This is a genomic window from Desulfuribacillus alkaliarsenatis, from assembly GCF_001730225.1.
GTDB lineage: Bacteria > Bacillota > Bacilli > Desulfuribacillales > Desulfuribacillaceae > Desulfuribacillus > Desulfuribacillus alkaliarsenatis.
In genome coordinates, this window is the sequence record NZ_MIJE01000034.1 from 19,741 (window position 1) to 43,416 (window position 23,676).

23 protein-coding genes are annotated in these 23,676 nt (G+C 38.7%); 18 read left to right on the forward strand and 5 right to left on the reverse strand.

Annotated elements, in window-relative coordinates:
• Positions 1–6: 6 nt before the first annotated feature.
• From BHF68_RS12935 to BHF68_RS12960, 6 genes are all read left to right on the forward strand, one after another.
• Positions 7–855, forward strand: a complete 849-nt coding sequence (locus BHF68_RS12935; RefSeq protein WP_069644093.1) for a CheR family methyltransferase — start codon at positions 7–9, stop codon at positions 853–855.
• Positions 856–866: 11 nt separating this feature from the next.
• Positions 867–1,463: a hypothetical protein gene (locus BHF68_RS12940; RefSeq protein ID WP_084019443.1), complete on the forward strand. Its 597-nt coding sequence runs from the start codon at positions 867–869 to the stop codon at positions 1,461–1,463.
• A gap of 53 nt (positions 1,464–1,516) precedes the next feature.
• Positions 1,517–2,611, forward strand: coding sequence for a protein-glutamate methylesterase/protein-glutamine glutaminase (locus BHF68_RS12945; RefSeq protein ID WP_069644094.1), 1,095 nt, complete (start codon positions 1,517–1,519; stop codon positions 2,609–2,611).
• A 59-nt stretch (positions 2,612–2,670) separates the two neighbouring features.
• Positions 2,671–4,773, forward strand: coding sequence for a methyl-accepting chemotaxis protein (locus BHF68_RS12950; protein WP_069644095.1), 2,103 nt, complete (start codon positions 2,671–2,673; stop codon positions 4,771–4,773).
• A gap of 12 nt (positions 4,774–4,785) precedes the next feature.
• Complete coding sequence (locus tag BHF68_RS12955) at positions 4,786–5,292, forward strand: chemotaxis protein CheW (RefSeq protein WP_218070367.1); 507 nt, start codon at positions 4,786–4,788, stop codon at positions 5,290–5,292.
• A gap of 147 nt (positions 5,293–5,439) precedes the next feature.
• A complete protein-coding gene (locus tag BHF68_RS12960) occupies positions 5,440–5,628 on the forward strand; it encodes a ferredoxin (protein ID WP_069644097.1) in 189 nt (62 codons plus the stop codon).
• A 98-nt stretch (positions 5,629–5,726) separates the two neighbouring features.
• Here the strand turns inward: BHF68_RS12960 and BHF68_RS12965 are convergent, their stop codons facing one another.
• Positions 5,727–6,965 carry a BREX system ATP-binding domain-containing protein gene (locus BHF68_RS12965; RefSeq protein WP_069644098.1) on the reverse strand — a complete coding sequence of 413 codons (1,239 nt, stop codon included), beginning with the start codon at positions 6,963–6,965 and terminating at the stop codon, positions 5,727–5,729.
• Positions 6,966–7,136: 171 nt separating this feature from the next.
• Here BHF68_RS12965 and BHF68_RS12970 point away from each other — a divergent pair, with 171 nt between their 5' ends.
• Complete coding sequence (locus BHF68_RS12970; protein WP_176719943.1) at positions 7,137–7,640, forward strand: RDD family protein; 504 nt, start codon at positions 7,137–7,139, stop codon at positions 7,638–7,640.
• Positions 7,641–7,662: 22 nt separating this feature from the next.
• On the opposite strand, the gene BHF68_RS12975 is transcribed toward BHF68_RS12970, so the two are convergent.
• Entirely contained in the window at positions 7,663–9,681 is a 2,019-nt protein-coding gene (locus tag BHF68_RS12975; RefSeq protein WP_069644099.1) for a molybdopterin-dependent oxidoreductase, read from the reverse strand.
• 61 nt (positions 9,682–9,742) lie between these two features.
• Between BHF68_RS12975 and BHF68_RS12980 the strand changes: the two genes are divergently transcribed.
• The 10 genes from BHF68_RS12980 to BHF68_RS13025 all read left to right on the forward strand — a co-directional run bounded on the left by BHF68_RS12980 (position 9,743) and on the right by BHF68_RS13025 (position 19,829).
• Entirely contained in the window at positions 9,743–10,318 is a 576-nt protein-coding gene (locus tag BHF68_RS12980) for a 4Fe-4S dicluster domain-containing protein (RefSeq protein WP_069644100.1), read from the forward strand.
• Positions 10,315–12,012 carry a PucR family transcriptional regulator gene (locus tag BHF68_RS12985; RefSeq protein WP_069644101.1) on the forward strand — a complete coding sequence of 566 codons (1,698 nt, stop codon included), beginning with the start codon at positions 10,315–10,317 and terminating at the stop codon, positions 12,010–12,012. Before BHF68_RS12980 ends, BHF68_RS12985 begins: the two co-directional genes overlap by 4 nt.
• A 146-nt stretch (positions 12,013–12,158) precedes the next feature.
• Complete coding sequence (locus BHF68_RS15435; RefSeq protein WP_069644102.1) at positions 12,159–12,470, forward strand: hypothetical protein; 312 nt, start codon at positions 12,159–12,161, stop codon at positions 12,468–12,470.
• A complete protein-coding gene (locus tag BHF68_RS12995; protein ID WP_176719944.1) occupies positions 12,376–13,188 on the forward strand; it encodes a TorD/DmsD family molecular chaperone in 813 nt (270 codons plus the stop codon). Before BHF68_RS15435 ends, BHF68_RS12995 begins: the two co-directional genes overlap by 95 nt.
• On the forward strand, positions 13,160–15,358 hold the full coding sequence (locus BHF68_RS13000) for a molybdopterin-dependent oxidoreductase (RefSeq protein ID WP_245669685.1): 2,199 nt from the start codon (positions 13,160–13,162) through the stop codon (positions 15,356–15,358). Before BHF68_RS12995 ends, BHF68_RS13000 begins: the two co-directional genes overlap by 29 nt.
• A gap of 12 nt (positions 15,359–15,370) precedes the next feature.
• A complete protein-coding gene (locus BHF68_RS13005; RefSeq protein ID WP_069644105.1) occupies positions 15,371–15,937 on the forward strand; it encodes a 4Fe-4S dicluster domain-containing protein in 567 nt (188 codons plus the stop codon).
• Positions 15,937–16,761, forward strand: coding sequence for a dimethyl sulfoxide reductase anchor subunit family protein (locus BHF68_RS13010; protein ID WP_084019446.1), 825 nt, complete (start codon positions 15,937–15,939; stop codon positions 16,759–16,761). The genes BHF68_RS13005 and BHF68_RS13010 overlap by 1 nt, the downstream gene beginning before the upstream one ends.
• A 163-nt stretch (positions 16,762–16,924) precedes the next feature.
• A complete protein-coding gene (locus tag BHF68_RS13015; RefSeq protein WP_069644107.1) occupies positions 16,925–17,614 on the forward strand; it encodes a lytic transglycosylase domain-containing protein in 690 nt (229 codons plus the stop codon).
• 100 nt (positions 17,615–17,714) lie between these two features.
• Positions 17,715–18,743, forward strand: a complete 1,029-nt coding sequence (locus BHF68_RS13020; RefSeq protein WP_084019447.1) for a sulfate ABC transporter substrate-binding protein — start codon at positions 17,715–17,717, stop codon at positions 18,741–18,743.
• An 81-nt stretch (positions 18,744–18,824) separates the two neighbouring features.
• On the forward strand, positions 18,825–19,829 hold the full coding sequence (locus tag BHF68_RS13025; protein WP_069644109.1) for a DUF697 domain-containing protein: 1,005 nt from the start codon (positions 18,825–18,827) through the stop codon (positions 19,827–19,829).
• 73 nt (positions 19,830–19,902) lie between these two features.
• On the opposite strand, the gene BHF68_RS13030 is transcribed toward BHF68_RS13025, so the two are convergent.
• Genes BHF68_RS13030 through BHF68_RS13040 form a run of 3 tightly spaced genes read right to left on the reverse strand, consistent with a single transcriptional unit; the run spans position 19,903 to position 22,494 of the window.
• Positions 19,903–20,730: an ABC transporter permease gene (locus tag BHF68_RS13030; RefSeq protein ID WP_069644110.1), complete on the reverse strand. Its 828-nt coding sequence runs from the start codon at positions 20,728–20,730 to the stop codon at positions 19,903–19,905.
• Positions 20,720–21,502, reverse strand: coding sequence for an ABC transporter ATP-binding protein (locus BHF68_RS13035; protein WP_301553644.1), 783 nt, complete (start codon positions 21,500–21,502; stop codon positions 20,720–20,722). The genes BHF68_RS13030 and BHF68_RS13035 overlap by 11 nt, the downstream gene beginning before the upstream one ends.
• On the reverse strand, positions 21,502–22,494 hold the full coding sequence (locus BHF68_RS13040; protein WP_069644111.1) for an ABC transporter substrate-binding protein: 993 nt from the start codon (positions 22,492–22,494) through the stop codon (positions 21,502–21,504). The genes BHF68_RS13035 and BHF68_RS13040 overlap by 1 nt, the downstream gene beginning before the upstream one ends.
• A 260-nt stretch (positions 22,495–22,754) precedes the next feature.
• On the opposite strand from BHF68_RS13040, the gene BHF68_RS13045 reads away from it, so the two are divergent.
• A complete protein-coding gene (locus BHF68_RS13045) occupies positions 22,755–23,612 on the forward strand; it encodes a methyl-accepting chemotaxis protein (protein ID WP_069644112.1) in 858 nt (285 codons plus the stop codon).
• The last annotated feature ends 64 nt before the right edge of the window (positions 23,613–23,676 follow it).

Genomic DNA, 23,676 nt, shown 5'->3' on the forward strand with positions numbered 1-23,676 from the left:
ATTATTATGACAATCGAAAATATGCCTTTAACGGATCAAGAATTTAGAACACTACAAGCTTTTATTGAATCAGTTATTGGTGTTAAATTGACTGATACTAAGCGAGCGCTTGTAATGTCTAGATTATCAAAGCGTGTTCGTGAGCTTAATATAAAGAGCTATCAGGAATATATTGAATTAGTAAATAATGATCCCGATGAGTTACAGGTATTATTCAATAAAATTACTACGAATGTAACGCAGTTTTTCAGGGAGAGCCATCATTTTAACTATTTACAAAACGTATTCCTGCCTAAGTTTGTTGCTGACCCTGCGCATAGTCAGAAGAAATCGCTACGGGTCTGGTCTTCAGCCTGTTCTACGGGGGAAGAGCCATATACAATTGCTATGTGCTTACTTGAATTCTTCAAACAGCATCCCGGATGGAAAATCCAAATACTCGCTTCGGATATCAATACTGACGCATTAAATAAGGCGAAATCAGGAATCTATAACAAACAAGAAATAACAGGGATTCCCTATAATTTCCTGAAAACTTATTTCAAAATGGGTGTCAATGAAAATGAAGGAAAATTCAAGGCAAAGGATTCTTTACAAAAAATTATCAGCTTTAAGCAAATAAATCTAATAACTGATACCTACCCTATAACTGAGCCACTGCATATAATTTTTTGTCGCAATGTATTTATATACTTTGATAAGCAGACTCAGAAGGGAATTATAAATCGTTTTGCAAACAATCTGCATGACGACGGTGTACTAATGCTAGGTCATTCAGAGTCAATTAACTCACTCAACTCGGATAATAAGTGGAACTTAGTAGGTCAAACGATTTATACAAAAGGATTAACATAGGTGGTGTAGATTTGAACCAGCGTTACAACAGACAGTTAGACCGCACAGTGTGTGAGATTTTTGCAGGGGATTATTACTCTACTAAGGATACTAATTTGGTGTTCTCAACCCTGCTAGGCTCTTGTATATCAGTATGTCTGCGAGATAAAACCACTAAAATATCTGGCATGAATCATTTTATGCTCCCAAGTGCCGTTCGCGGTGATAACATTTTGTTCAATGACGATGCACGTTATGGAATGCAATCAATGGAGTTATTAATTAACAGCATGATGAAGCTTGGGGCTACAAGAAATGGCTTACAGGCTAAGGTATTCGGTGGTGGCAAAGTGCTTGGAACAACAGTTACGGCGGTTTCAGATTCGAATGTACAATTTGCCCTAAGCTATTTGCAAATGGAGCAGATTCCTATCTTATCAAGGGACGTAGGCTCCGATGTAGGAAGAAAAATCTTTTTCTTTCCAGAGAGCTTTGAAGTCTATGTTAAAAAGATTCGCTATAACAAGACTTTGGAAACTGCCGTTGCAAGGGAGAAAGAATTCATGCAGTTTATGAATAAGAAAAAGGAGCAAGAGAAGGCCAAAGACGACAATATTACCTTCTTCTAAAAAACAACTTCTTAACAAAAATAATTACCTTCATCTAAAAAGGTGGGTTGCCCATGGTGATAGCTAGAGTGTTAATAATTGATGACTCAGCACTTGTCAGAAACGTACTAAAAACCATGCTAGAAAAAGATCCTGAAATAGAGGTTGTAGGTTGGGCCACTGACCCAATCCATGCTATTAAGGTAATTAAAGAGGTTAAGCCAAATGTGTTGACCCTTGACCTAGAAATGCCAAAGATGGACGGGTTAACGTTTTTAGGAAAGCTAATGAAGATTGTGCCCCTACCAGTTGTAATTATTAGCTCGAAAGCGGAGCGCGGTAGTGAAGCTACTATTAGGGGGCTTGAGCTAGGGGCAATTGATTTTGTTACTAAGCCAGCCATTTCTGTAGGTTCAGGGCTGAAAGAGTTAGAACATGAAATCGTTGAGAAGGTTAAGCAAGCTGCAGCAGTTGATAGGGAGAAGTTGCGTAAATTACATAAAGCACCAATTCTGAAAAAGGCATCAGAAACAGATGGGCAGGCTAGTAATTATGTGGAGCTACCAGCAACATCTACGCAGTCGGCAGCTATAAAAAGCACAGATAAGATTATAGCAATTGGAGCATCTACGGGTGGAACAGTAGCCGTTAGGGCAATTCTTGAGGCGTTGCCTTCAAACTTACCACCAATTGTTATAGTGTTACATATGCCTGCAGGCTTTACGAAGTCTTATGCTCAAGGACTCAATAAACAGTGCCGTATGAATGTAAAGGAAGCGGAAGACCGTGAACCACTCAAATTTGGTTATGCCTATATTGCCTCTGGAGGCAAGCATACGAAGATACACAAGAGCGGCTTTCAATATGAAATACGACTAACGGATGACCCACCATATAATCGTCACCGTCCATCCGTTGATGTGACATTTCTTTCAATAGCCGAGCATGCGGGCGGCAATGTTATGGGTGCGATTTTGACGGGGATGGGTGGAGACGGAGCTAAAGGACTCAAGGAGTTACATGATTTAGGGGCTTATACCATCGTGCAGGATGAGAAAAGCTCGATTGTATACGGGATGCCGAAGCAAGCAATATCATTAGGAGCAGTGAAAGAGGTTGTTGCCTTAGACGCAATTCCTAAGAAGATTATTGACTATATAATCAACTAGAAAGAGTAGTTTACTACACTACTAACAATATCACATATTATGGAAGGGGATAGGGTCGTATGTTTAAGAGCATGAAGCTGACTATTAAGACGAAGCTTATTACATTATTCGTACTAGTCGGACTAATTCCTGCATTGGTAATTGGATTATTCAGTCTAAACGAAGCGAGAACAAATATCCAAGATGAAGTATTTAAACAAAGTCAAATGTTCAGTGAATTCATAACAGAGATATTAGATGACTACTTCGAGGCTCGTAACGCTAATGCGTTAGCTTTAAGTAACTCAATGCAAATTTATCAAGGGCTGCAAGTGCTAACCGATAATGATTTTGATTTTAATAACGCTCAATGGCAGGGTTACTTGTCTGAAATTGAGGCATTAATGGAGCAAACAAGGCAGGATTTTGATTATGAGCTCATGTATATTACGGACAGTGATGGAGTAATTGTTTATAGCTCTGAACCAGCATTCTTTGGGTTAAATTTATCAGATAGAGGGTATGTACAGGATGCTTTTAGAGGACAGCAGTCTTGGTCTGACTACGCGTATTCAGATTTAATAAACAAAACCTTTATGGCTACAGCTGCACCTATACACTCTCGCGCTAATGGTGAATTGCTTGGGGCAGTAGCAGTTGTAGTTGAGGGTGAAGTTGTTGGAGATATGATTCATAGCTTCCTGCCATTATACGGTGAAACAGCAGATGCTTATATGTTTAATGCAGATGGGCTACTACTAACTAACACCATGTTTGGAGAATACAGTCAGAATGCGATTCTTAACGCAACAATTAACACAGAAGCAGTGCAACTGGCTACCCCGCAGATTCGTTCTGGCAACTTAGGTTTTGGTCTAGGAATGGAATACTTGGACTATGAGGGAACTCCAGTAATTGGGGCACTAGATGTAGTGCTGCTTGGAGACACACCAGTAGGCTTTGTGGCAGAGATATATCAGTCAGAGGCATATGCAGGCATTGTAGCAATGCAACGCTTTATCTATATTATACTAGGAATTACAATACCGCTAGTTTTAGTTCTTGGTTTAGTAATTGCAACATCCTTAGCTAAACCAATCATTAGAATGCAGGAAGTGTTAAGCTTTGTAGGTAATAACGATTTGCGTGTTCATGCTGAAGTTACTACGAACGATGAAATTGGTATGATGGCAGAGGATCTTAATACTACAATAGATAAACTTAATATGAGCTTAAACCAAGTTAAGCGGACAGTGGATAATGTTAATCATGGTGCAGAAGAGATTGCTGCGGGCAACCAAGATTTATCACAGCGCACTGAGGAGCAGGCCTCTGCATTAGAGGAAATTGCATCAACTGTCGAAGAGATTACCTCTTCTATGGAAGCGTCGTCAGCAAATGCTGTAGAGGCAGATAATCTATCAAGACGCACACTAGAAACTGTACAAAATGGAGAACAGGTAGTTAATAACCTACAGGAGTCGATGACTGAGATTACGAAGGGGAGCAGAGAAATCTCTGAGATTATCTCTACTGTTAATGATATTGCCTTCCAGACAAATTTATTAGCACTAAATGCTGCGGTAGAAGCAGCACGAGCTGGTGAACAGGGCAGAGGCTTTGCTGTTGTGGCAGCAGAGGTTCGTAATCTAGCGGGTAGATCGGCAGAAGCCGCGAAAGAGATTGAGATGCTGATTAAGAGTAGTATTGAGCGCGTAGACCGAGGTAACCAACAAATGGACGAAACTCAGCAGGTATTGCACGCAATTGTTGATAACACCCGTAAGACTACAGATGTTGTCGGAGAAATTGCTGCATCTCTGAAAGAACAAACGGTTGCAGCAACAGATATTCGCCGTGCTATTGATGAGTTGAACCAGGTAACACAGCAAAATGCTTCCTTAGTAGAAGAGATTGCTAGCTCAAGTGAGAATATGAGCAGTGAGGCAATGGAACTTTCTAAATTGGTGAGCATGTTTAAGCTTAGTAATGATGTAGCAAGCTCAGAATTCAGGCAGTTACCTAGCGCGCCAACATCAAAACAGAAGCAATATCAGAAGCAGACTAAGAAGCAAGCGCACACGCCGAATCAGAAGTTGATTGCCAGCGACAATAAAAAACAGAAACAAAGTATGGACACAGATGATTTTGATTTTGATGAAAAGGATTTTGAAAAGTTCTAGGAGGGGATTATTTTGGATAAAAGCAATCAAGTCTCCCAATTTGTCACCTTCCAAATCGGCGATGAAGAATATGGAATAGATATAATGCTAGTACAGGAGATAATTCGCTACCAGAAGCTTACGAAGGTGTTTAACGCAAACCCTGCAATCAAGGGAGTAATGAACTTCCGCGGTAATGTAATACCAATAATCGATATGCGTAAGAAATTTAAACTACCAGAAATCGAGTATGATGACTATACCGTTGTTATAATAATTGAGATTAACAAAAAGACAATGGGGATGATTGTCGACCGTGTTTCAGATATTCTTAGCTTCGATGCTGAGGAAATACAGGTTGTAGATCGAGAGTTTGTTGAAGATGTAATGACCGAGCATCTCAAAGCTATGGCCAAAAAAGATAACAGAATAATTATGCTGTTAGACTCTAATCGAGTCATGAGCTTTGAAGAATATGCAAAGGTAAAACAATCATACACTGGTACAGATACAACAGATGAAATAGCAGCGACAGAATAGCTTTACCCTTTGTATTACACATTCATTTTTGACATGTCTAGTAGCAAATCTTAATCTATAGTAAAGTATAGTAGAAAATATAGAAATATTAGAAAGTAGATTTGTAGAAAACTACGACATTAAAATGAGAATGAGGAGGAAAATGCTATGAAAGCTAAAGTAGACCAGGATTTATGCATATCTTGCGGTGCTTGTATTGATATTTGTCCAGAGGTATTTGATTGGAATGATGACGGTAAGGCCTCAGCTATCGAAGGCGATGTTCCAGAGGAGCACGAAGCCCATGTAGATGAAGCTATTGATGCATGTCCAGTAGAGGCAATTAGTAAAGAATAAAGCAAAAGATATATCAATAACAGAGTTTGAACAGAGTTTGCAATAAAGTAAAGCTCCCTATCAGTATTAGATTACAACTAATGCTGATAGGGAGTTAATTATTTGCGGGGTACAAATGTAAAACCACCATTGTTCTCCACTAAATTTAGTGGCATTTTAAATATTGATAGGTTTGTACCCTGCTCCATTGTATCTAATATATCAACTACATTTTGTATATATGTTCTAGTATTGATAGGGAATTTAAGTTCATTACCTTGGCGGCAATTAAATAGGCTCCAATTTCGAATTGCTTCCCAGTTATGTTCTGGTGACCAGTTGTATGCTTGTTTATGTATCGCAAGAATATTCTGTGTGAGCTTATCGATGTCAGGTTTTTCTAAGGCACGCAAGTGTATTATTGGTTGTCGCAAATCTCTAAATCCTAGGGAGATATCATTATCACTTATGCGTAGGCGTTGAGCTAGAGGTCCATAGGTGCAAATGCCTTTCTCAGAGTCCTTAAACAAATCATCGGTACCGACAAATACAAACAGACAGTTTGGAAACTCCCCAGAGCTAGTCCCATCAACTATGTAGCGTAAATTTTCATAAATGCTGTGCCTAATATCAGAGCGTTGATGCATTGCAGTTTCTAGCTCGTCTATCAAAATAACAAGTCCATTATATTTTAAAAGATTAACTAATCTAGTAAATGTTTTCAAGAATAATAAAGCATTAGAGCGATCTACCTGTCCCTTTATACCGAATTCAGCCTTAAGCTTTGCTGGCATATTGGTTTCGCCTTTTATCCATGAGGCTGCAGCCAAGCTAGTGTCTTGGTTTTTCTGGATTTTAGCTCTAATATAGGCGATAAAAGCACGTGCATAATCTCCGTGGTATTGGCTTAATTGTGCTGTGATATGGGAGATTTCTTCGAAGGCCTGGCTGCGATTTTCATAGCTTTGCAGCTTAGTGAGCCAGCACTTAAACATTTCCTCAAAGCCTGTGTCTATTACCTCTGCTGATTCTACTGAAAGATTATGCATAGCCTGCCTGTATAAATCCGCCCATTTATTCATCGTAAAGCTTTGATTAAGCTGCATGCGGGCAACGATAAAATTGTCATCTATGGCTTGCTGATGCAAAGAGTGAAGTAGAAAGGTTTTTCCTGAGCCATATGCCCCGCTTATGAACTTAGTAACTCCGTTACCTGCTTGTGTTAATTGCAAGCAACGATTTAGTTCAGCAAGCTCAGGTTCTCGGCTGACTAATAGCGACTCCACTGAAGTGTTGGGAACGACACCACTCTTTAAAGCTGATATGATTTTTTTTGCATCTAAGCTATTTAAGGTCATAGTTATAATTCCTTTATATCCGAAATTTTTACCTTAACTTGTATTATAGTGGCAAAGTGCTAGATTGTCACCGTTTTCAAAAAACTAAAAAAGAAGTATAGTAGTATTTAGAGAAAAAATATAATATAAAATAGCACACAATTATCTCAAAAAATGTTAGGGGGCGCTTTGGTGAAAAACGATAATCAGAATTATAATCTTTTAGATAACGAAGATATCATCGAAAAAACTGCAAAGGATAAAGAAGATAAAGAAAAAAATCCACAAAAATACGGTGGATTTCTCACTAGGTTATTTGCATTTATCATTGATGCGGCAATCTTAGGTATTGTAGCGTCGGCAATAACAATGATGATGGGTCAGCCAATACCTTTAAGTACAGAGCAAATGCAAGAAACGCCGTTCTTTCAACAATTGATGTTTATATTAAGCGCACTTTACTTTATCTATATGCCTACCACGAAATATCAAGCGAGTTTTGGTAAGTATATATTCAAATTGAAAATAATTGACCAAGATGGAAACCGCCTAACTGTAGGACGCTCTGTAGGGAGGTACCTTGGTACAATCTTATCAGGAATCATATTCTATATTGGATTTCTAATGATTGCCTTTACATCAAAAAATACTGGATTACATGACATGCTAGCAAAGACTTATGTTGTTAAACGGTAATATAGCACTCGATGACAAAAAGCTATAGTTTTTGGATATTTACAAATGTGTTATAAAAGGCTACTCCAGGACTACCTGTGACAAAATTGCCCATGTCTGTAGGTTGATTTTCGACTAGATCATTTACAAATACATTCGACTTAGGTGTCCAGCCTTGGTAGAAGACGATAGAGTTACCGGGAACATCATTTGAGACCCTAGCCTTAGCGACTATACTTCCATTTTGATTAAAAACCTTAACCATGGAACCAGTGATGATTGCCAAGTCTGTAGCTGTTATAGGATTAATAACAACCTCAGGCTCTGGCTTCAGCTTTTGAATCCAAGGATTATTTTGGAACTGTGAATTTATCGCAAACTGGGCATGTGGTGATAAAAGCCAATAAGGATATTTAGGGGAGTTGCTTTTTTTATCTAGGGTAGCCATTAAGAACTCAAACTTTTTAGTCGGAGTTTTAAAGGATAAATTCTCCCAAGCAGTAGGTAGCTTGATTTTTTTTGGACCGTCTAGTAGCTCACGCCAATTATTAATGTCTAATTGTTGGTATAATTCATTATTAAATTCATTATCAATAAAGTCTTCTGAGCTAAGATCAGTTGGAAAACGACAGAATCCAGGTTGAAGAACATTTAGCGTTTTAGACAGCAATTGAGCTATTTCTAACTCACTTTTACTATCGTAGTATGGCTTAATAGCTGGCTCGTTGATAGCAATCCAATGATGCCAGTAGCTCGCTACTATATCCCACTCCTCAAATTGAGTGGTAGTAGGTAAGACTATATCAGAGAGCTGCGCCGTAGGCGTAAGAAACTGATCAACGGTTACGATTAATTCGAGATTTTTCAGTGACTTCATTAATGATTTACGAGCAGGTGATTGGGTGAGTAGATTTCTGCATGAAATCCACAGTAGCTTAATAGGTGGATTATCTAATTCCTGCAGTGCAGTATCAAAGGTATTTATATCAACGGCTCGAAATGAATGCGGTGCGGAACGCATTAAGATATTATAGTTGAACTGCCATGTTTGTTGCTGGGCGAATTGCACACCACTTCCGATAGTTCCTATGTTACCAGTTATTGCAGCAAGGGCATTGATTGCTCGTATAGTTTGGCCGCCTTGCAAATGACGCTGAAGACCAAAACCAGTCCAAATCATCATTGGCCGTTTACGATACATTAGCTCAGCAAGCTCTGTAATAACTTCGATTGTTTGACCACAGAGACTTAATAAATCGTTAAAGTCGTAATTTTTTAAGCTTTCATTGTAGTGCTCCCAGCCATGTGTATATTGCTTAATAAACTTGGTATCTTGCCAATTTTGTTCTATGATTACTTTGGCAATAGCAAGTGCTAGATATATGTCACTACCAGGATTAACCTGGATATAAATATCCGATTTTCTAGCAGTCGTAGTATATATAGGGTCAATAACAACAACAGTTGCACCCTGCTCTTTAGCTTTATAGATGAAAGGCATACTATGGACAGCAGTCCATGCGGGATTTACTCCCCACAATATAATAAGCTGAGAATGAACCATTTCCTCGGGGTCAGATGTCAAATAATCACCAAAATCATAGGTGTGAGCGTCTAAACCTGCTGACCAACATGGAGAGCCAATAGCCTGCGTCGTTGGTCCTAAACTGTTAAACATACCTTCAGCAGCATTGTGTAAAATTCCGAAATTACCAGAGTATTTATTCAATGCTAATGCAAGATTGTTTCCATAACGATGGTTAAGGGAAAGGATTTTATCAGCAATTATCTTCATTGCTTCTTCCCATGATATTTCTTGCCATCTCCCAGAACCTCTGTGGGTTTGCAGCATTGGTGTACGTAGACGTTCGGGATGATATACTCTATTGGTATAGCTATACCCTTTTGTACACAGCTTCCCGTTGGTGTAACTATGTGAGGGGTCGCCTTCTACTTTATGTAAAATGCCGTTTTGTGTATAAGCAAGTATACTACAAGTATCATAACAATTCCTTGGGCAAGCATGACGTGTAATACGATATGATTGATTTTCTGTAGCCATGATAAATACACCCCTTTCTACAAAATATATCATACTATTGACTATAGTGGAGTGATGAGATTTGAAGAAGCAACTTGGATTTTTAATGAATTTACAAAAATGCATAGGTTGCCATGGGTGTGAGATGGCTTGCCAGAATGAACATCGACTCCAAGACCATAAACGGAGAAATGTAACCTCCTTAGGCGAAAGGGAAAATGTTATCGGGTTTTTATCGATGTCTTGTAACCACTGCGTGAATCCTGCATGTATGGCAATCTGTCCTAATAAATGTTTCAAAAAAAGGCGTGATGGAATTGTTTCACATGATGCAAGTCGCTGCTCAGGCTGCAAAAGCTGCATAGGAGCATGTCCGTTTAATGCACCTAAGTTTAACGCATTAACTGGAAAAATAGATAAATGTAATATGTGTATAAATCGTCAACAAGCCAGCTTATTACCTGCTTGTGTAAGTGCATGCATTCCAAAAGCATTAGTACATGTTGACATACCTTCAATGGAAAACGAGTATAGTAAATTACCAGTGGGAATTAAAATGGCACAATTTACGGAACCGTCTGTTCGTTTTATATTGCCCGAAAAACCGAAACGCTACTTAGCGAACATAAGCGGTCGGCGCAAGGAGGATTCAATATGAAAGTAGACTCATTGTTACTACGGGAACTGTTATTTATGGAACCCCTCGTAAGGTACCAGTTGTTAAATGGTGTAATTACTAATGAGATTTCAATCTCGGAATTAGTATGCTTCGATAGTAACGTTGCCAGTAAAGATGTCAACAAGGCTGCCAGAAAAGATGTACAACTAGCTGAAAAATCAATGCTAGTTCTAGAATTAGACAACAGTTCGCTATTGGATACTATAGACACCTTGAAGCAAGAATCGATGCATAGAAATATATTAGAGGACAATATAAAAGCCCTTTGTTTATTACATGAAAATAATATCGCTATACCAGAAATCGTATATCAAGCAATTAAGCAAGTACATATACCAGTAATATTTTTAGAGAAGTTAACCTTTGAGCAGTTACTAAGCTATTATCAATTTGCAAAGCAGCTTAAGGAAAGCGGTATGCTACTAGAATATATAAGAGCTTCAAACAATTATCTATATTCATTATTAAACAAGCACGGTATAAGCTACCTCTGGTCGTTTTTGGAGCAGACTATCCAGCAATCAATATTTCTATTCAACTCACGACTTGAACCATTAGCATTAACGGATTCTATGGTAGATGAAATAGCAGCAAAAAAAGAAGAGTGGACTGAATTAAGATCTGCTTTTCAAATGTATAAAGGAACTAAGCAGGAACATATAGAACTAACAGCTAAAAGTGCAGCAACTGGAAAAACGAAAAATTGGAAGCTCTTAAATATAGAAATTGACATGCAACAGGGGTATGTCGGAATACTTGAAGAAAACGGACAATTACAGGCAGTTGATGTAGCCCATGTACAAAGAGCTTTGCCGTTAATAGTAGCAGAGCTATTAAAACAACGGGAAATTACTGAAACTAAAAAATCCTATAAACAAAGCTTTCTATATGATTTATTGCATAATAACCTAGAGGAGGCTTCGGACCTGGTTATAAGCCAGGGAAAATTATGGGACTGGGATTTAACAAAGCCGTACCAGCTACTACTTATTGAATTTTCAAGGCAAAATATAACTAAATTGAATCATGAGGAATATAAGCACACTCAATTACTAATTAAAAATCTATTAGCTAGTAGTTTTAAAGTGGCAATTGTAGAAGAGTTAAATGGACAAATCGTTGTAATGTACTCAGACAGTATTGGCATAGCTAAAGTCCGCAAACAACGTAAAGAATCTGCATTGGCGATTGCCGAGACAATCCAAGAAAAAATTAGAAATGTTTTCCCTGAAAGTAAAGTCACAGTAGGTATTGGCAGATTTTACCCAACAACTGATGATTTATGTCGAGCTTATCAAGAGGCCAAGACTGCTGTAGAGTTAAGCAAGTATATGCCAGATGTACACATTATGCATTTCGAGGATTTGGGTGTAATGCGCCTGTTAACTAATATTAGGAACGAGCAGTTAGAGGATTTCTTTAAGGAATATTTAGAAGAGCTTTTGATGTTTGATGAAGAAAACAACACGAATTTCCTGCAATCATTAAACGTGTACTTTACCGAAAATGGAAACTTAAAGGCGGCAGCAAAAAAATTATATGTTCATACAAACACACTGCGCTACCGACTAAAAAAAGCTGAAGAGATTCTAAAAGTAGACCTGCAAAAACCAGGTGACTTTGTAAATTTATATGTTGCATCGTTAATTCATAATTTGAATCAAAATAAATGAGCTCCCTGTGGAGCTTTTTTTTGATTGTAAAAAATACAAAAAACAATAGAAAGGTTTGAATAATATCACAATCAGCTTCACAAAAAATTCAAATATAATATAAGCAAGACTAGTCTAACAAACCTAAATTTGAAAGGGGGATGTTTATGTTTACAAGAAAGCAAATTGTTTTAGCACTTAGTATATTCATGTTGTTAATCGCCTTAGTAGGCTGTGGTTCTGAGACTTCTGAAGTTTCGGTAAGTAGTGGGGTAATTGATAAGGAATACGAAGGGGTAGTAAATCCACAAATTCCTATGGAATTCAAATTAACAGAAGAAGAGAAGAAGAATGGTGTGCAAAAAGTCACAATTGAAGGAAGTAATGACAAAGATAGTAGTGATGAAGAAGATACTGACGAACAATCATCAGACGAAGAAGATGATGGGGGCGAGGAACGTGCCAGACCAAACATTTAATAGAAGTTCATTAGAACAGCGGATTATTGTATATAAGCTGGCATCAATGTATTACCAAGATGGGGTTAAAGTAATCAATGATGACAGAATACGCATGCTTATTGATAATATAGACTTCGATAATCAGCATATTCTCACAGCTATAAAGATGCTAGAAGATAGCAGTCTTATTGACGCTAAGACTTTAGAACAGACAGAATTTGACTATAACAAGCTATTTGTAGGTCCTGGAAAAGTCAAAGCACCTCCATATGAATCAGTATACAGGAATCCAAAACGATTATTAATGCAGCAAGAGACTTTAGCTGTGAGAAATTTCTATAGAAAGCTCGGTATTGAGTGTAAGGATAATGGAAGTCAGCCTGATGATCACTTAGGGTTAGAATTAGAGTTTATGAGTTACTTATTACACTGTGTATTGCAGGAGCAAAATCAACAGGAACAGATTTCACAAGAACAGAATTCACAAGAACAAATTTTAAAAGAACAGAATTTGCAGAGTCAGTATTTAGAAGTCTATAAAGAGTTCTTGGAGCAGCACATATTGCAGTGGGTGCCTAAACATTGTGAACAGGTTTTAGAGAATAGTGGCAGTGTAATATGTCGTGCTATGGCTTTGTTGTTAAAAGGTATGATGGAAGTAGAAAATTCAGATAGGAACGTATTTATAGATTTACAGGGAGGGAAACATGATGAGCGAACAATGCAAACTTTCTAGACGAACATTTGTAAAAGGGGCTGCGGCAGCAGGGGCGCTTGCAAGCTTGGGTCTTACAGCCGGGTATGAACTCAGTGGACTGCAACAAGCCAAAGCTCAAAACAACGTAAATGCGCAGACTTTTAGAAATGCTTGTCCGAGAAATTGTTATGATACATGTGCCATTCTGACAACGGTTGAAGATGGCGTAATTACAAAGGTTACTGGTAATCCAGATAATACCTATACACGTGGAAAGCTATGTGTAAAAGGAAACTCTTATACGAGAATGGTATATGCTCCAGATCGCATTAAATATCCAATGCGTCAAAAGGGCAGAGGATCTGGCAACTGGGAAAGAATCTCTTGGGATGAAGCATTTACAGAAATCGCACAGAATATTCTAAAAATCAAAGAAACCTATGGTAGTACACTACCTATTTGTCTCAATAAATATTCAGGAAACTTCGATATCATGCACTATGGTATTGAAGGTACAATGGCTAGCATTGGCTACACTACAAGGGCAATCGGCACACCATGCTGGCCAGCGGGGATAGACGCTCAGACATTTGATTTTGGAACAATCTATAACAATGATCCAGAGGATATTTTAAATTCTAAGTATTTAATTTTATGGGGAGTAAACCCTGCTTGGTGCGCTGTTCATTCCATGTATATTATTGAGGAAGCGAAGAAAAATGGCTGTAAAATCATTGCTATAGACCCGATTTTAACGGCTACGGCTTCTAGGGCAGATATGTTTATTCAGATTAAACCTAGTACGGACGGAGCACTTGCCTTAGGAATGGCTAAATATATTTATGATAATAACCTTTATGACGCTGATTGGTTGATTAGGAATGCTAAAGGGTACGAAGAATTTTTCGGTTATGTGAACAACAATATTACTTTGGAGTGGGCAGCAGAAAAAACAGGTATTCCAGTAGCGGTAATTGAACAGCTTGCAAGGGAATATGCAACTGCAGACCCTGCAAACATTTGGATAGGTTATGGTATGCAACGTCACACAAATGGTGGTGCTAACGTACGCGCGATTGATGCATTAGCAGCTATTACTGGAAACGTAGGTAAAAAAGGTGGCGGTGCTCAGTATGCTCAGCTAGAAACATGGGGCTTTAACTACCATGCTATGGTCAAACCTCAACCGGAAGGTACTACAGGTGATGGCGACAGAGGCATAAATATGAATAACTTTGGTGCAGATGTTTTGGCAGCACAGGATCCACCAATAAAGATGATGTGGATTGCAGCCCGTAATCCAGTGGCACAGGACCCAGAAGTTTCTGTAGTTTTAAAAGCATTCGAAGCTATGGACTTTGTAGTAACAGCAGACCTATTCATGAATGATACTGTTAAAATGTCAGACATTGTACTTCCTGTTACCACGCCTTTTGAATCACCTGGAGTTAACGTAAGCTATTGGCATTATTGGTTGAACTTAAACGAACAAGCAATAAAACCAATAGGTGAATGCAAGAACGATGTTGAGATCGCTATGGGCTTATCAGCAAAAATGAACGAGCTATCACCAGGTTCATGCACCTATCCAACATCAGGTGATTTAGACGAATGGGTAGAAAAAGAATTTAATGATGGTATCTTAAAACAATTTGGCTTAAAAGACTTTGATGAGTTAAAGCAAAAAGGTACGGTAAAAGCTAAAAGTGGTTTAATCGCATGGGAAAGAGGGAACTTCCGTACTCCTTCAAGAAAATATGAGCTGTATTCAGAAGAAGCTGAGAAATTTGGTAATCATCCGCTGCCAGTGTATGTAGAAGAAATGCAAGCACCTAGTGGGTATCCATTCCGTTGCATTTCACCACATTGGAAATTGAATATTCATAGTCAATTCCAAAATATTGACTGGATGGAAGCAATCAATGATCAACCGTTTGTAGAGATTCATCCTAATGTAGCTAAACGACTAGGAATTCAAACGGGTGATGCGGTTAAGGTCTATAACGACTTAGGTTATGTCCAGCTGGCTGCTAAAATCACAGGTACGATATCAGAAGATACCTTAGTTGTTTATGAAGCTTGGTATAAAAACAAGAATTTCAATATCAACTATACTGTTAAAGCGATACCAGCAGATATGGGTGCAAAAGCAACAGGTATGCCAGGTATTGCATTCCATGATAATTTCGTAAACATAACAAAAGTGTAAGGAGGGATTAATGTGTCGAAAAAATTAGGGTTTCTAGTAAATAGTGATCGTTGTGTGGGCTGTCATTCCTGTGAAATGGCATGCAAGAACTATTATCAGCAAGATCCTGAAATTCGCTGGAGAAAAGTATATGCAGTTAAAGAAGGGGCTCATTCAACTATCCCGCTAAGAGAATATATATCAGTTGCCTGTAACCATTGCGAAGAACCGTCATGTATGAAGGCGTGTCCAGCAAGGGCATATAGTAAGCGTCAAGATGGCATTGTTGTTCATCATCAAAGTCGCTGCATTGGTTGCAAGATGTGTATTATGGCCTGTCCATATAATGTTCCTGAATACAATGCGAGCATGAAGAAAGTAGAAAAGTGTCATATGTGCTACGAAAGAATTGATCGAGGAGATAAACCAGCATGCGTTGAAGGTTGTCCAGTGGATGCGATAGACATCATTGATCTAAATGCTATATCTGGTTTTGGTATGGACACTAATTATGCAGGATTTCCTAATCCTGAGATAACTAAGTCGACAACAAGATTTATTAAGCCTAAAGCTCTCATGCAAGTAAGGAGGGAAAAATAATGAGTGAAATTACCTTAGTTCTGTTCACGGTCCTAACACAGCTTGCTGTGGGTGCATTAGTTACACTGTGGCTACTAGAGACCTTAGGCAAGAAAGTTAAGGTTGAAACAGGAAAGTTTTTGACAACTACCGTTTTGGGAATTACTGCTGTAGGTATAGTGATTTCGTTATTCCATCTAGGTAGCCCAGCGATGGCATTTCTAGCGTTAAGTAATATTGCAAACTCTTGGTTAAGTAGAGAAATATTAATGTTTGGCTTGTTCTTCGTGGCGGCACTTGTATATCTGCTGCAATGGAAGGAAGGACAACAGCAAGCAAGAAAAATTGTCGGCTGTGTCACTGCGATAATCGGTACAGTAGCAGTAATGTTTTCAGGAATGATTTATGTCTTACCAGCAATGCCAGCATGGAACAACTTTTCACCAGTATTATTCTTCCTTGTAACAGCATTTTTGCTAGGTCCGATATACACGTTCATGGTATTAAGATTTAAGGACGACATTGAGGCACCTAAAATACCTGTAGCTGTTTCTGTAGTACTTGGATTCTCAATCATTAGCTTTGTTCTGTATCTGACAACAATGCAAGCAGGGGTGATTGAACAAAACCTGACGGCTGTTAACATAATTGCCAGCGAAGCGTTTTGGCTACGGGCTGCAGTCGGTTGGTTATTACCTCTGGGCATTCTCGGATATTTCGCCTATAAACAGCAAAAAATGACACAACCAGTGGTTATAACTGTGTTCTTATTGCTACTTGTTGGCGAGCTTGTAGGAAGAGAATTGTTTTATAGTGCTATTGTAGGTATGCAAATTGGCCTGTAAATGTAACTTTTAAACTAGCAAAAACGGTGTGTAAGCTTAAAACAACAAAGCCCACACCGTTTTTATATTGCACACAATCTTTAATACGGTATTAATTGTTTGTATTTAGTGAGTATACCAGATAAAATATTAATGAATTTACTATAGAGCTTGGATGTGATTTATGTTTAGACTAAATAATAATTCTATGAATCCACTGAAAATCCTAACGAAAAAAGATTGGATAGTGTATCTAACAGTTAATTTAATAGTATTAATTATTAGTCTAGTATTTGCCCTAATAGCTATTTATGAAGCGAAAATAGCAGAAGAACAACGTAGATTAGCTATTGAGCTAGCATACGAGCAACAGCAAGCTTTAGAGCAAGCGATACTGACAGAAGTAGCTAGAAAACAAGAGATTGCTGCTATCCAGTATAAGACAGGTCTGGATGATGAAATAGCTCGAAAGATAGTGGAAGAGGCAGGACGTTATGAGTCACTTAATAGCAATTTAATTGCTGCTGTGATGTTTGTCGAGAGCAGCTATAATCCAATTGCCGTCAGTCATGCTGGAGCAATTGGTATTATGCAGATAATGCCAGTAACAGGGGAGTGGCTAGCAGAGTTTTTAGAGCGACCTTTTACCATAGATCTACTATATGACCCGCTATATAACATCGAGCTAGCATGCTATTATTTAGATTATCTACTCGATATGTATGATAACAACTTACATAGTGCTCTGACAGCTTATAATAGAGGGCCTACAGGACTGGAACGATTTATAGAAAACAATCAACGTACAAGCTCTACCTATAGCAATAAAGTTATTGAATTATATGAGAGCTTCAAAAATACTTCTCCTAATTAGTAGCTATGGTATATATGCATAACATCCCCCATAAACATTGTATGTAAGCTTCAATTGCTGGTATGCAAGCTTGATTTATAGATAGGTTACGATTAGTAGTATGGGGGTGTGGGGAGTGCGAACAATTTTTCTGCTGTTAGTGGGTATTATTGGTGTATCAATAGTAGGCTGCGGACTGAAGATTAGCAATACAGATTATACCTTACTTAATGTTTCTTATGATCCTACAAGGGAATTTTACCGTGATTTCAATCAACTATTTATAGAATATTGGGAGCAAGAGACTGGTGGGACGGTGCATGTGCTGCAGTCACATGGCGGGGCGGGAAGTCAGGCCCGTGCAGTTATAGAAGGACTTGCTGGCGACGTAGTAACAATGGCGTTAGCCTATGATATTGATATGATTCACAAGCTATCTAATTTACTACCATCAGACTGGGAAGGTCGGCTGCCATATAATTCAACCCCATATACATCTACGATTGTGTTTTTAGTACGGGAGGGTAACCCTAAGAATATAACAGATTGGGACGACTTGATTCGTGATGATGTTGCAGTAATTACCCCAAGTCCGAAAACTTCTGGCGGGGCACGCTGGAATTACTTGGCGGCCTGGGGATATGCGATGAATGCATACGGCAATGATGAAAAAAAGGCCCTTGAATTCATTACGAAGCTTTATAAAAACGTGCCAGTACTAGATGCGGCAGCGCGTGGTGCTACTACGACCTTTGTTGAACGAGACATTGGAGATGTATTTATTACATGGGAGAATGAAGCATATTTAGCAATACAAGAAATTGCAGATAAGGCATTTGAAATTGTTGTCCCTAGTGTTAGTATTCTCTGTGAGCCACCAGTTGCTCTAGTGGATAAAAACGCAAAAAGAAAAGGTAACTACGAGGTAGCACAGGCATATCTCGAGCATTTATATACGGAAGAAGCGCAGCATATTATTGCTAAACACTATTTTCGACCAAGAAATGAACAAGTATTAAATCAGTATAGGCACATTTTTGCAGATGTTGAACTATTTACGATTGATGATGAAATGTTTGGTGGCTGGACAAAGGCCCATGAGACTCACTTTAGTGACAGAGGATATTTCGACAAAATCTATCGACCATAAAGATAAAGAAAACTTAGTTCAAAAGACACAAGGGGGCAGTTCACGGTTCTCTTGTGTCAAATTATTATAGGAGAGTGCAGGATGTTTAATGATTTGAAAAAACTAGTGACAATCATTTGTGTTGTTCTAGCGGTGTTTCTAGCTATAATATGGCTAAATCAGGTAGCGCAATTAGCTGGTTTAGCTGCTAATTTTCATCCGATATTAGGACAAGCTGTTTTGCTTGTTTTAGTTATTGGTTCGCTAATGGCAATCATAGCGCCATTGATTTGGTTCTATCGCATGCCTAAATCTCTAGTGCCTCCTGAAGCGGAGGGAACAGAAGAGTACCAAGAATATATAAAGCTATTGGGAGAAAGACTGACTACCAATAAGATTTTAATAGAGCATGGTGTAGTTGTTGATTCAACAGATAAAAAGAGTATTGAGGAAGCGCTAGTTTTTTTGCAGGAGAGAGCCGATGAGAGCATCAAAGCAAATGCTTCACAGGTGTTTATCGCTACGGCAATCTCGCAGCATGGAAGGCTTGATGGACTGATTGTATTATTAGCGCAAATGCGTATGATTTGGCAAGTGAGTCGAATTTTTCACCAGCGTCCATCGATTAGGGAAATGGTCTATTTGTATATTAACGTATTTACTACGGCACTGCTTGTCAATCAGGTTGAAGATATAGAGCTAATGGAAGAACAAATCGAGCCTGTAATTGCATCTGTATTAGGAAGTACACTGGTAGGTGGATCTGTATCTAATGTACTCGCGGGCAGTAATGCCGTAGCTACAGTGATTATTAACTCTGTCTTGCAGGGGTCGGCCAATGCCTATTTAACTTTGCGTGTAGGCGTATTAACGAAAAAATATTGTGCGTCAGTAACAAAAGTAGAGCAACAAGGCCTACGCCACTTTGCAGCCGTTGAGGCTGTGGGGATGTTAAAGGGAGTTGTTAACGAATCGACAGCTGTAGTTAGCAAAGCAGTTATTAGGGCAGCTAAACGAGCGGGTGAGGAATCGTATCAAGCTAGTAAGGAGTTTGTAGTGAGCACATCTAAGAACTTCTTTGGTAAATTCTTCAAGAGCAAAGTGTAGGGTGAAAATGATTAAGGGGATGTGCCGATAAAGCACATCCCCTCTTAAATGTCTTTTAGTCGATAAGCTATATTTATGCGCGGCCTTTAAGCAGCCACTTTTCAAAGCGATATACAGCTTGATACATCATAGTTGCTATTAAAGCTATGATAAGTAGGCTAAGCATAACAAGGGTGAAATTAAATACCTGGAAACCGTAGATGATTAAATATCCCAACCCTTTTTTAGCAACTAGAAACTCCCCTACTATAACACCTACCCAAGCGAGGCCAACGTTAACTTTTAGAGTCGATACGATTGCTGGAAATGAAGCTGGTAGGATTACTTTGGTGTAAGTGTCTTGCTTGCGTCCACCAAAGCTATCGACAACTTTGATATAGTTCTTATTCACTTCTTTGAAGTTGTTGTAGACTACGATTGTTGTGATTATTACGGTAATAGACAAGGCCATCGCCATGATTGATAAGAATCCCGGTCCAAGACTTACGATGAATACTGGTCCTAGGGCAACCTTAGGCATACTGTTTAGGACTACTAAGTATGGTTCTAGTACACGGTCTAAAAACGGTGACCACCAGATTGTCGATGCAACAATAGTTCCTATAATCGTCCCTAATAAAAATCCCAGGACTGTTTCTGTTAGTGTAACCGTAACATGTGGCAGTAGAGTGCCGTCGCTGATTTTTGTTAAAAACAGATTCCATATTCTCGATGGATAGCTAAAGATTAATGGGTTAATCCAACGATTGACAGACGCTAATTCCCAGGTTGCAAAGAAGCCAATTAAGATTGTTAATTGAACCGATAAGACCTGTAGTTTTGTCTTGCGCTCATTTTTTAAGTAATTGGCGTGTATCGTCTTAGGGTCTATGTTAGATATTTTATCGCAATCATTGTTCATCGACATCCAACTCCTTCCATATTTTATGGAAGATATCATAGAAGCCTTCAACCTCTCTGGCACTGAAGGGCACAGTATTTCGAATTTCATCAGGAATTATAACGGTTTCCTTAATTTTACCTGGGTAGTTATCCATAATAATGATGCGATCACTCATTGCAATTGCTTCGGCAATATCGTGGGTAACAAGGATTGCTGTTTTGTTATGTTTCTTTAAGGTCATAGAGACTAAATCTTCGAGCTTAAGTTTGTTTTGATAATCTAGTGCGGAGAATGGTTCATCTAGCAGTAGCACATCTGGTTTGGCAGCTAGTGTGCGGACGAGTGCTGCCCGTTGACGCATACCTCCAGATAGCTGACTCGGATAATGATCCTTATATTTTGCTAGGCCCATCTCTTTCAACAGGTGTAAGGCATACTCTTCTGTTTCCTTCGTTAGCTGCTTCATTACTTCTAGGCCGATACAGGCGTTTTTAAAGATTGTGCGCCAGTCAAACAAATAATCGGACTGAAGCATGTAACCAACCTTTGATGAAGGCTTAGTTATTGCTATATTATCTATTAATATCTTTCCGCAAGTAGGCTTAAGTAGCCCTGCAATACAAGATAGGATTGTGCTTTTTCCACAGCCGCTGGGACCGACGATACTAACAAATTCACCTGTTTTTACGTCTAAATTAATGTTTTCAATTGCAGTGTTAGCCTCGGTTGAATTGACATAGACGTGGGTTATATTTTGCAGTTGAATTTTAGTAGTATCCATAGCTATCATTACTGCATTGCCTTCTCTGCAAAGCTAGTATTTACTAAAACTGAGTGCTCGACACGCAGCTGTAGTTCGCCTGCTTCTTCAATAATATCTTGAAGGAGATTCCATTCTTGCTCATCTAGTATTGGATTTCTATCATAAGATTCCTGCGCTCGGTACCTGTCAACAACTGCTGTAATTATATCTATTTCTGTGTCGGCGAAGAATGGTGCAATAGACGCAGCAACGACCTCTGCTGGCTGTTCATATACCCATGTTTGTGCTCTATAAATAGCGTTAGTGAATTTTTGGATAATCTCAGGATTCTTCTGAATGTAGCTGTCCTTAGCCATGAAAACTGTATAAGGGATATTGCCACTTTCAGTACCAAAGGAAGCTAACACGTGACCCAAGCCCTCCCGTTCAAAGATAGTTGCCTGAGGTTCGAATAATTGTACATATTCGCCAGTCCCTGATGCGAAGGCATTTGCGATATTTGCGAAATCAATGTTTTGAATTAAATCAAGGTCGTTGTGCGGATCAATTCCTTTGCTCTTAAGAACATACTCCCCAACCATTTGTGGCATACCGCCAACTCGCTGCCCTAAGAACACACTACCCTTTAAGTCGTCCCAGGTAAAATCGGGATTAGGCTCCCTGGCAACAAGAAATGTCCCATCAGTTTGTGTGAGCTGCGCAAAGTTCACAACTACATCATCTGCGCCCTGTTGATAGACGTAAATACTAGTTTCACTTCCGACAAGGGCGATGTCTGCTCCACCAGAGATTAATGTGGTCATTGTAACATCTCCACCCCAGGTAGTTGTGATTGTAACGTCTAATCCCTCATCTTCAAAAAAACCCTCCGTCACGGCTACATACTGAGGAGCATAAAAGATTGAACGTGTAACTTCAGCTACTTCTATTTTTGTTAAATCGCTGGAACTACCTCCACATGCTGGCAACAACAATGCTACCGATATAAGCATGATTAATATAAACTGCGCTTTCCTCATGAATAAATCACTCCTTTAAAATAGTTTTATAATTTTTTTAGGTGAATTAAGTCTAAATAGGATATTGTATTGTATTCACAATTGCCTATGTGTGTTCAACAAAAAAATATGCGGATGATTCGCGTTTTTATGGTATAATAACAGTAGTTAATAATGACTGATACAGATGGGCATATATAGTAGAATATAACTAGGGAATATATAGAGCTAAATGAAACATATAGAAAAAGATTGTATTTAGATAATGGGAGGAAATGAGCATGGAAATATCTAAGAGCATTGGAAAATATATTGTAGATTTCATATATGATAAGACAGGCTTTCATTCGATTGTATGTAATGACCAGGCAGTGATAATTGCCGATTCAGCAGGGACAAGACTTGGCAATACACATATTGGATCTAAACAGGTATTAAAAGCTGGTATAGATATTTATAAGGTTACTGCAGAAGAATCGGCAGCATCTAATGGGAAAATGAAGGAAGGGGCAAATCTACCCATTTTCTATGAGGGTAGAAAGATAGGTAGTTTCGGCATTGCTGGAGACTTAAATTTTACTATACCTGTAGCAAATATAGCAGCAGAGCTTATTGCTGTACGCTTACGTGATGAAGCAACTAAGGAGACGCTACAGGAATATGTGGGCACATTAAATGACGTAGCTCAGGATACGGTGGCTGCGATTGAAGAAATCACTGCATCTTCTGAAGAGCTAGCTTCAACAAGTGAAACGGTAGCAACTGCTGCTGTACAAGCCTCGGACTATGTGAAAAACACGAATAATATTTTAGAGTTATTGGCTAAGGTTGCCCAACAAACTAAGATGCTCGGTCTAAATGCGGCAATTGAGGCATCACGGGCAGGGGAGTACGGACGTAGTTTTTTAGTTGTTGCCAAAGAAGTTAGTAAGCTTGCCGAAGACAGTCGCAATTCATCAGAAGAAATTGTTCAGATTTTAGGGACGCTAAAAGAAGTTATTGAAAGGGTATCTAAGGATATACAGCAAACAAGTGTAATTGCCAATGAACAATCGAAAGCATTACAGGATATTGCCCGCCTGGCAGAGTCCGTTCAAGATGTAGTAAAGAGTCTTAAAGACATTGCTGAACAACTTTAGAGCCCTCTAATAAACGTGATAAAATAATTGTAGAAAAACTACTGGAAATCTAGTAATTATCATA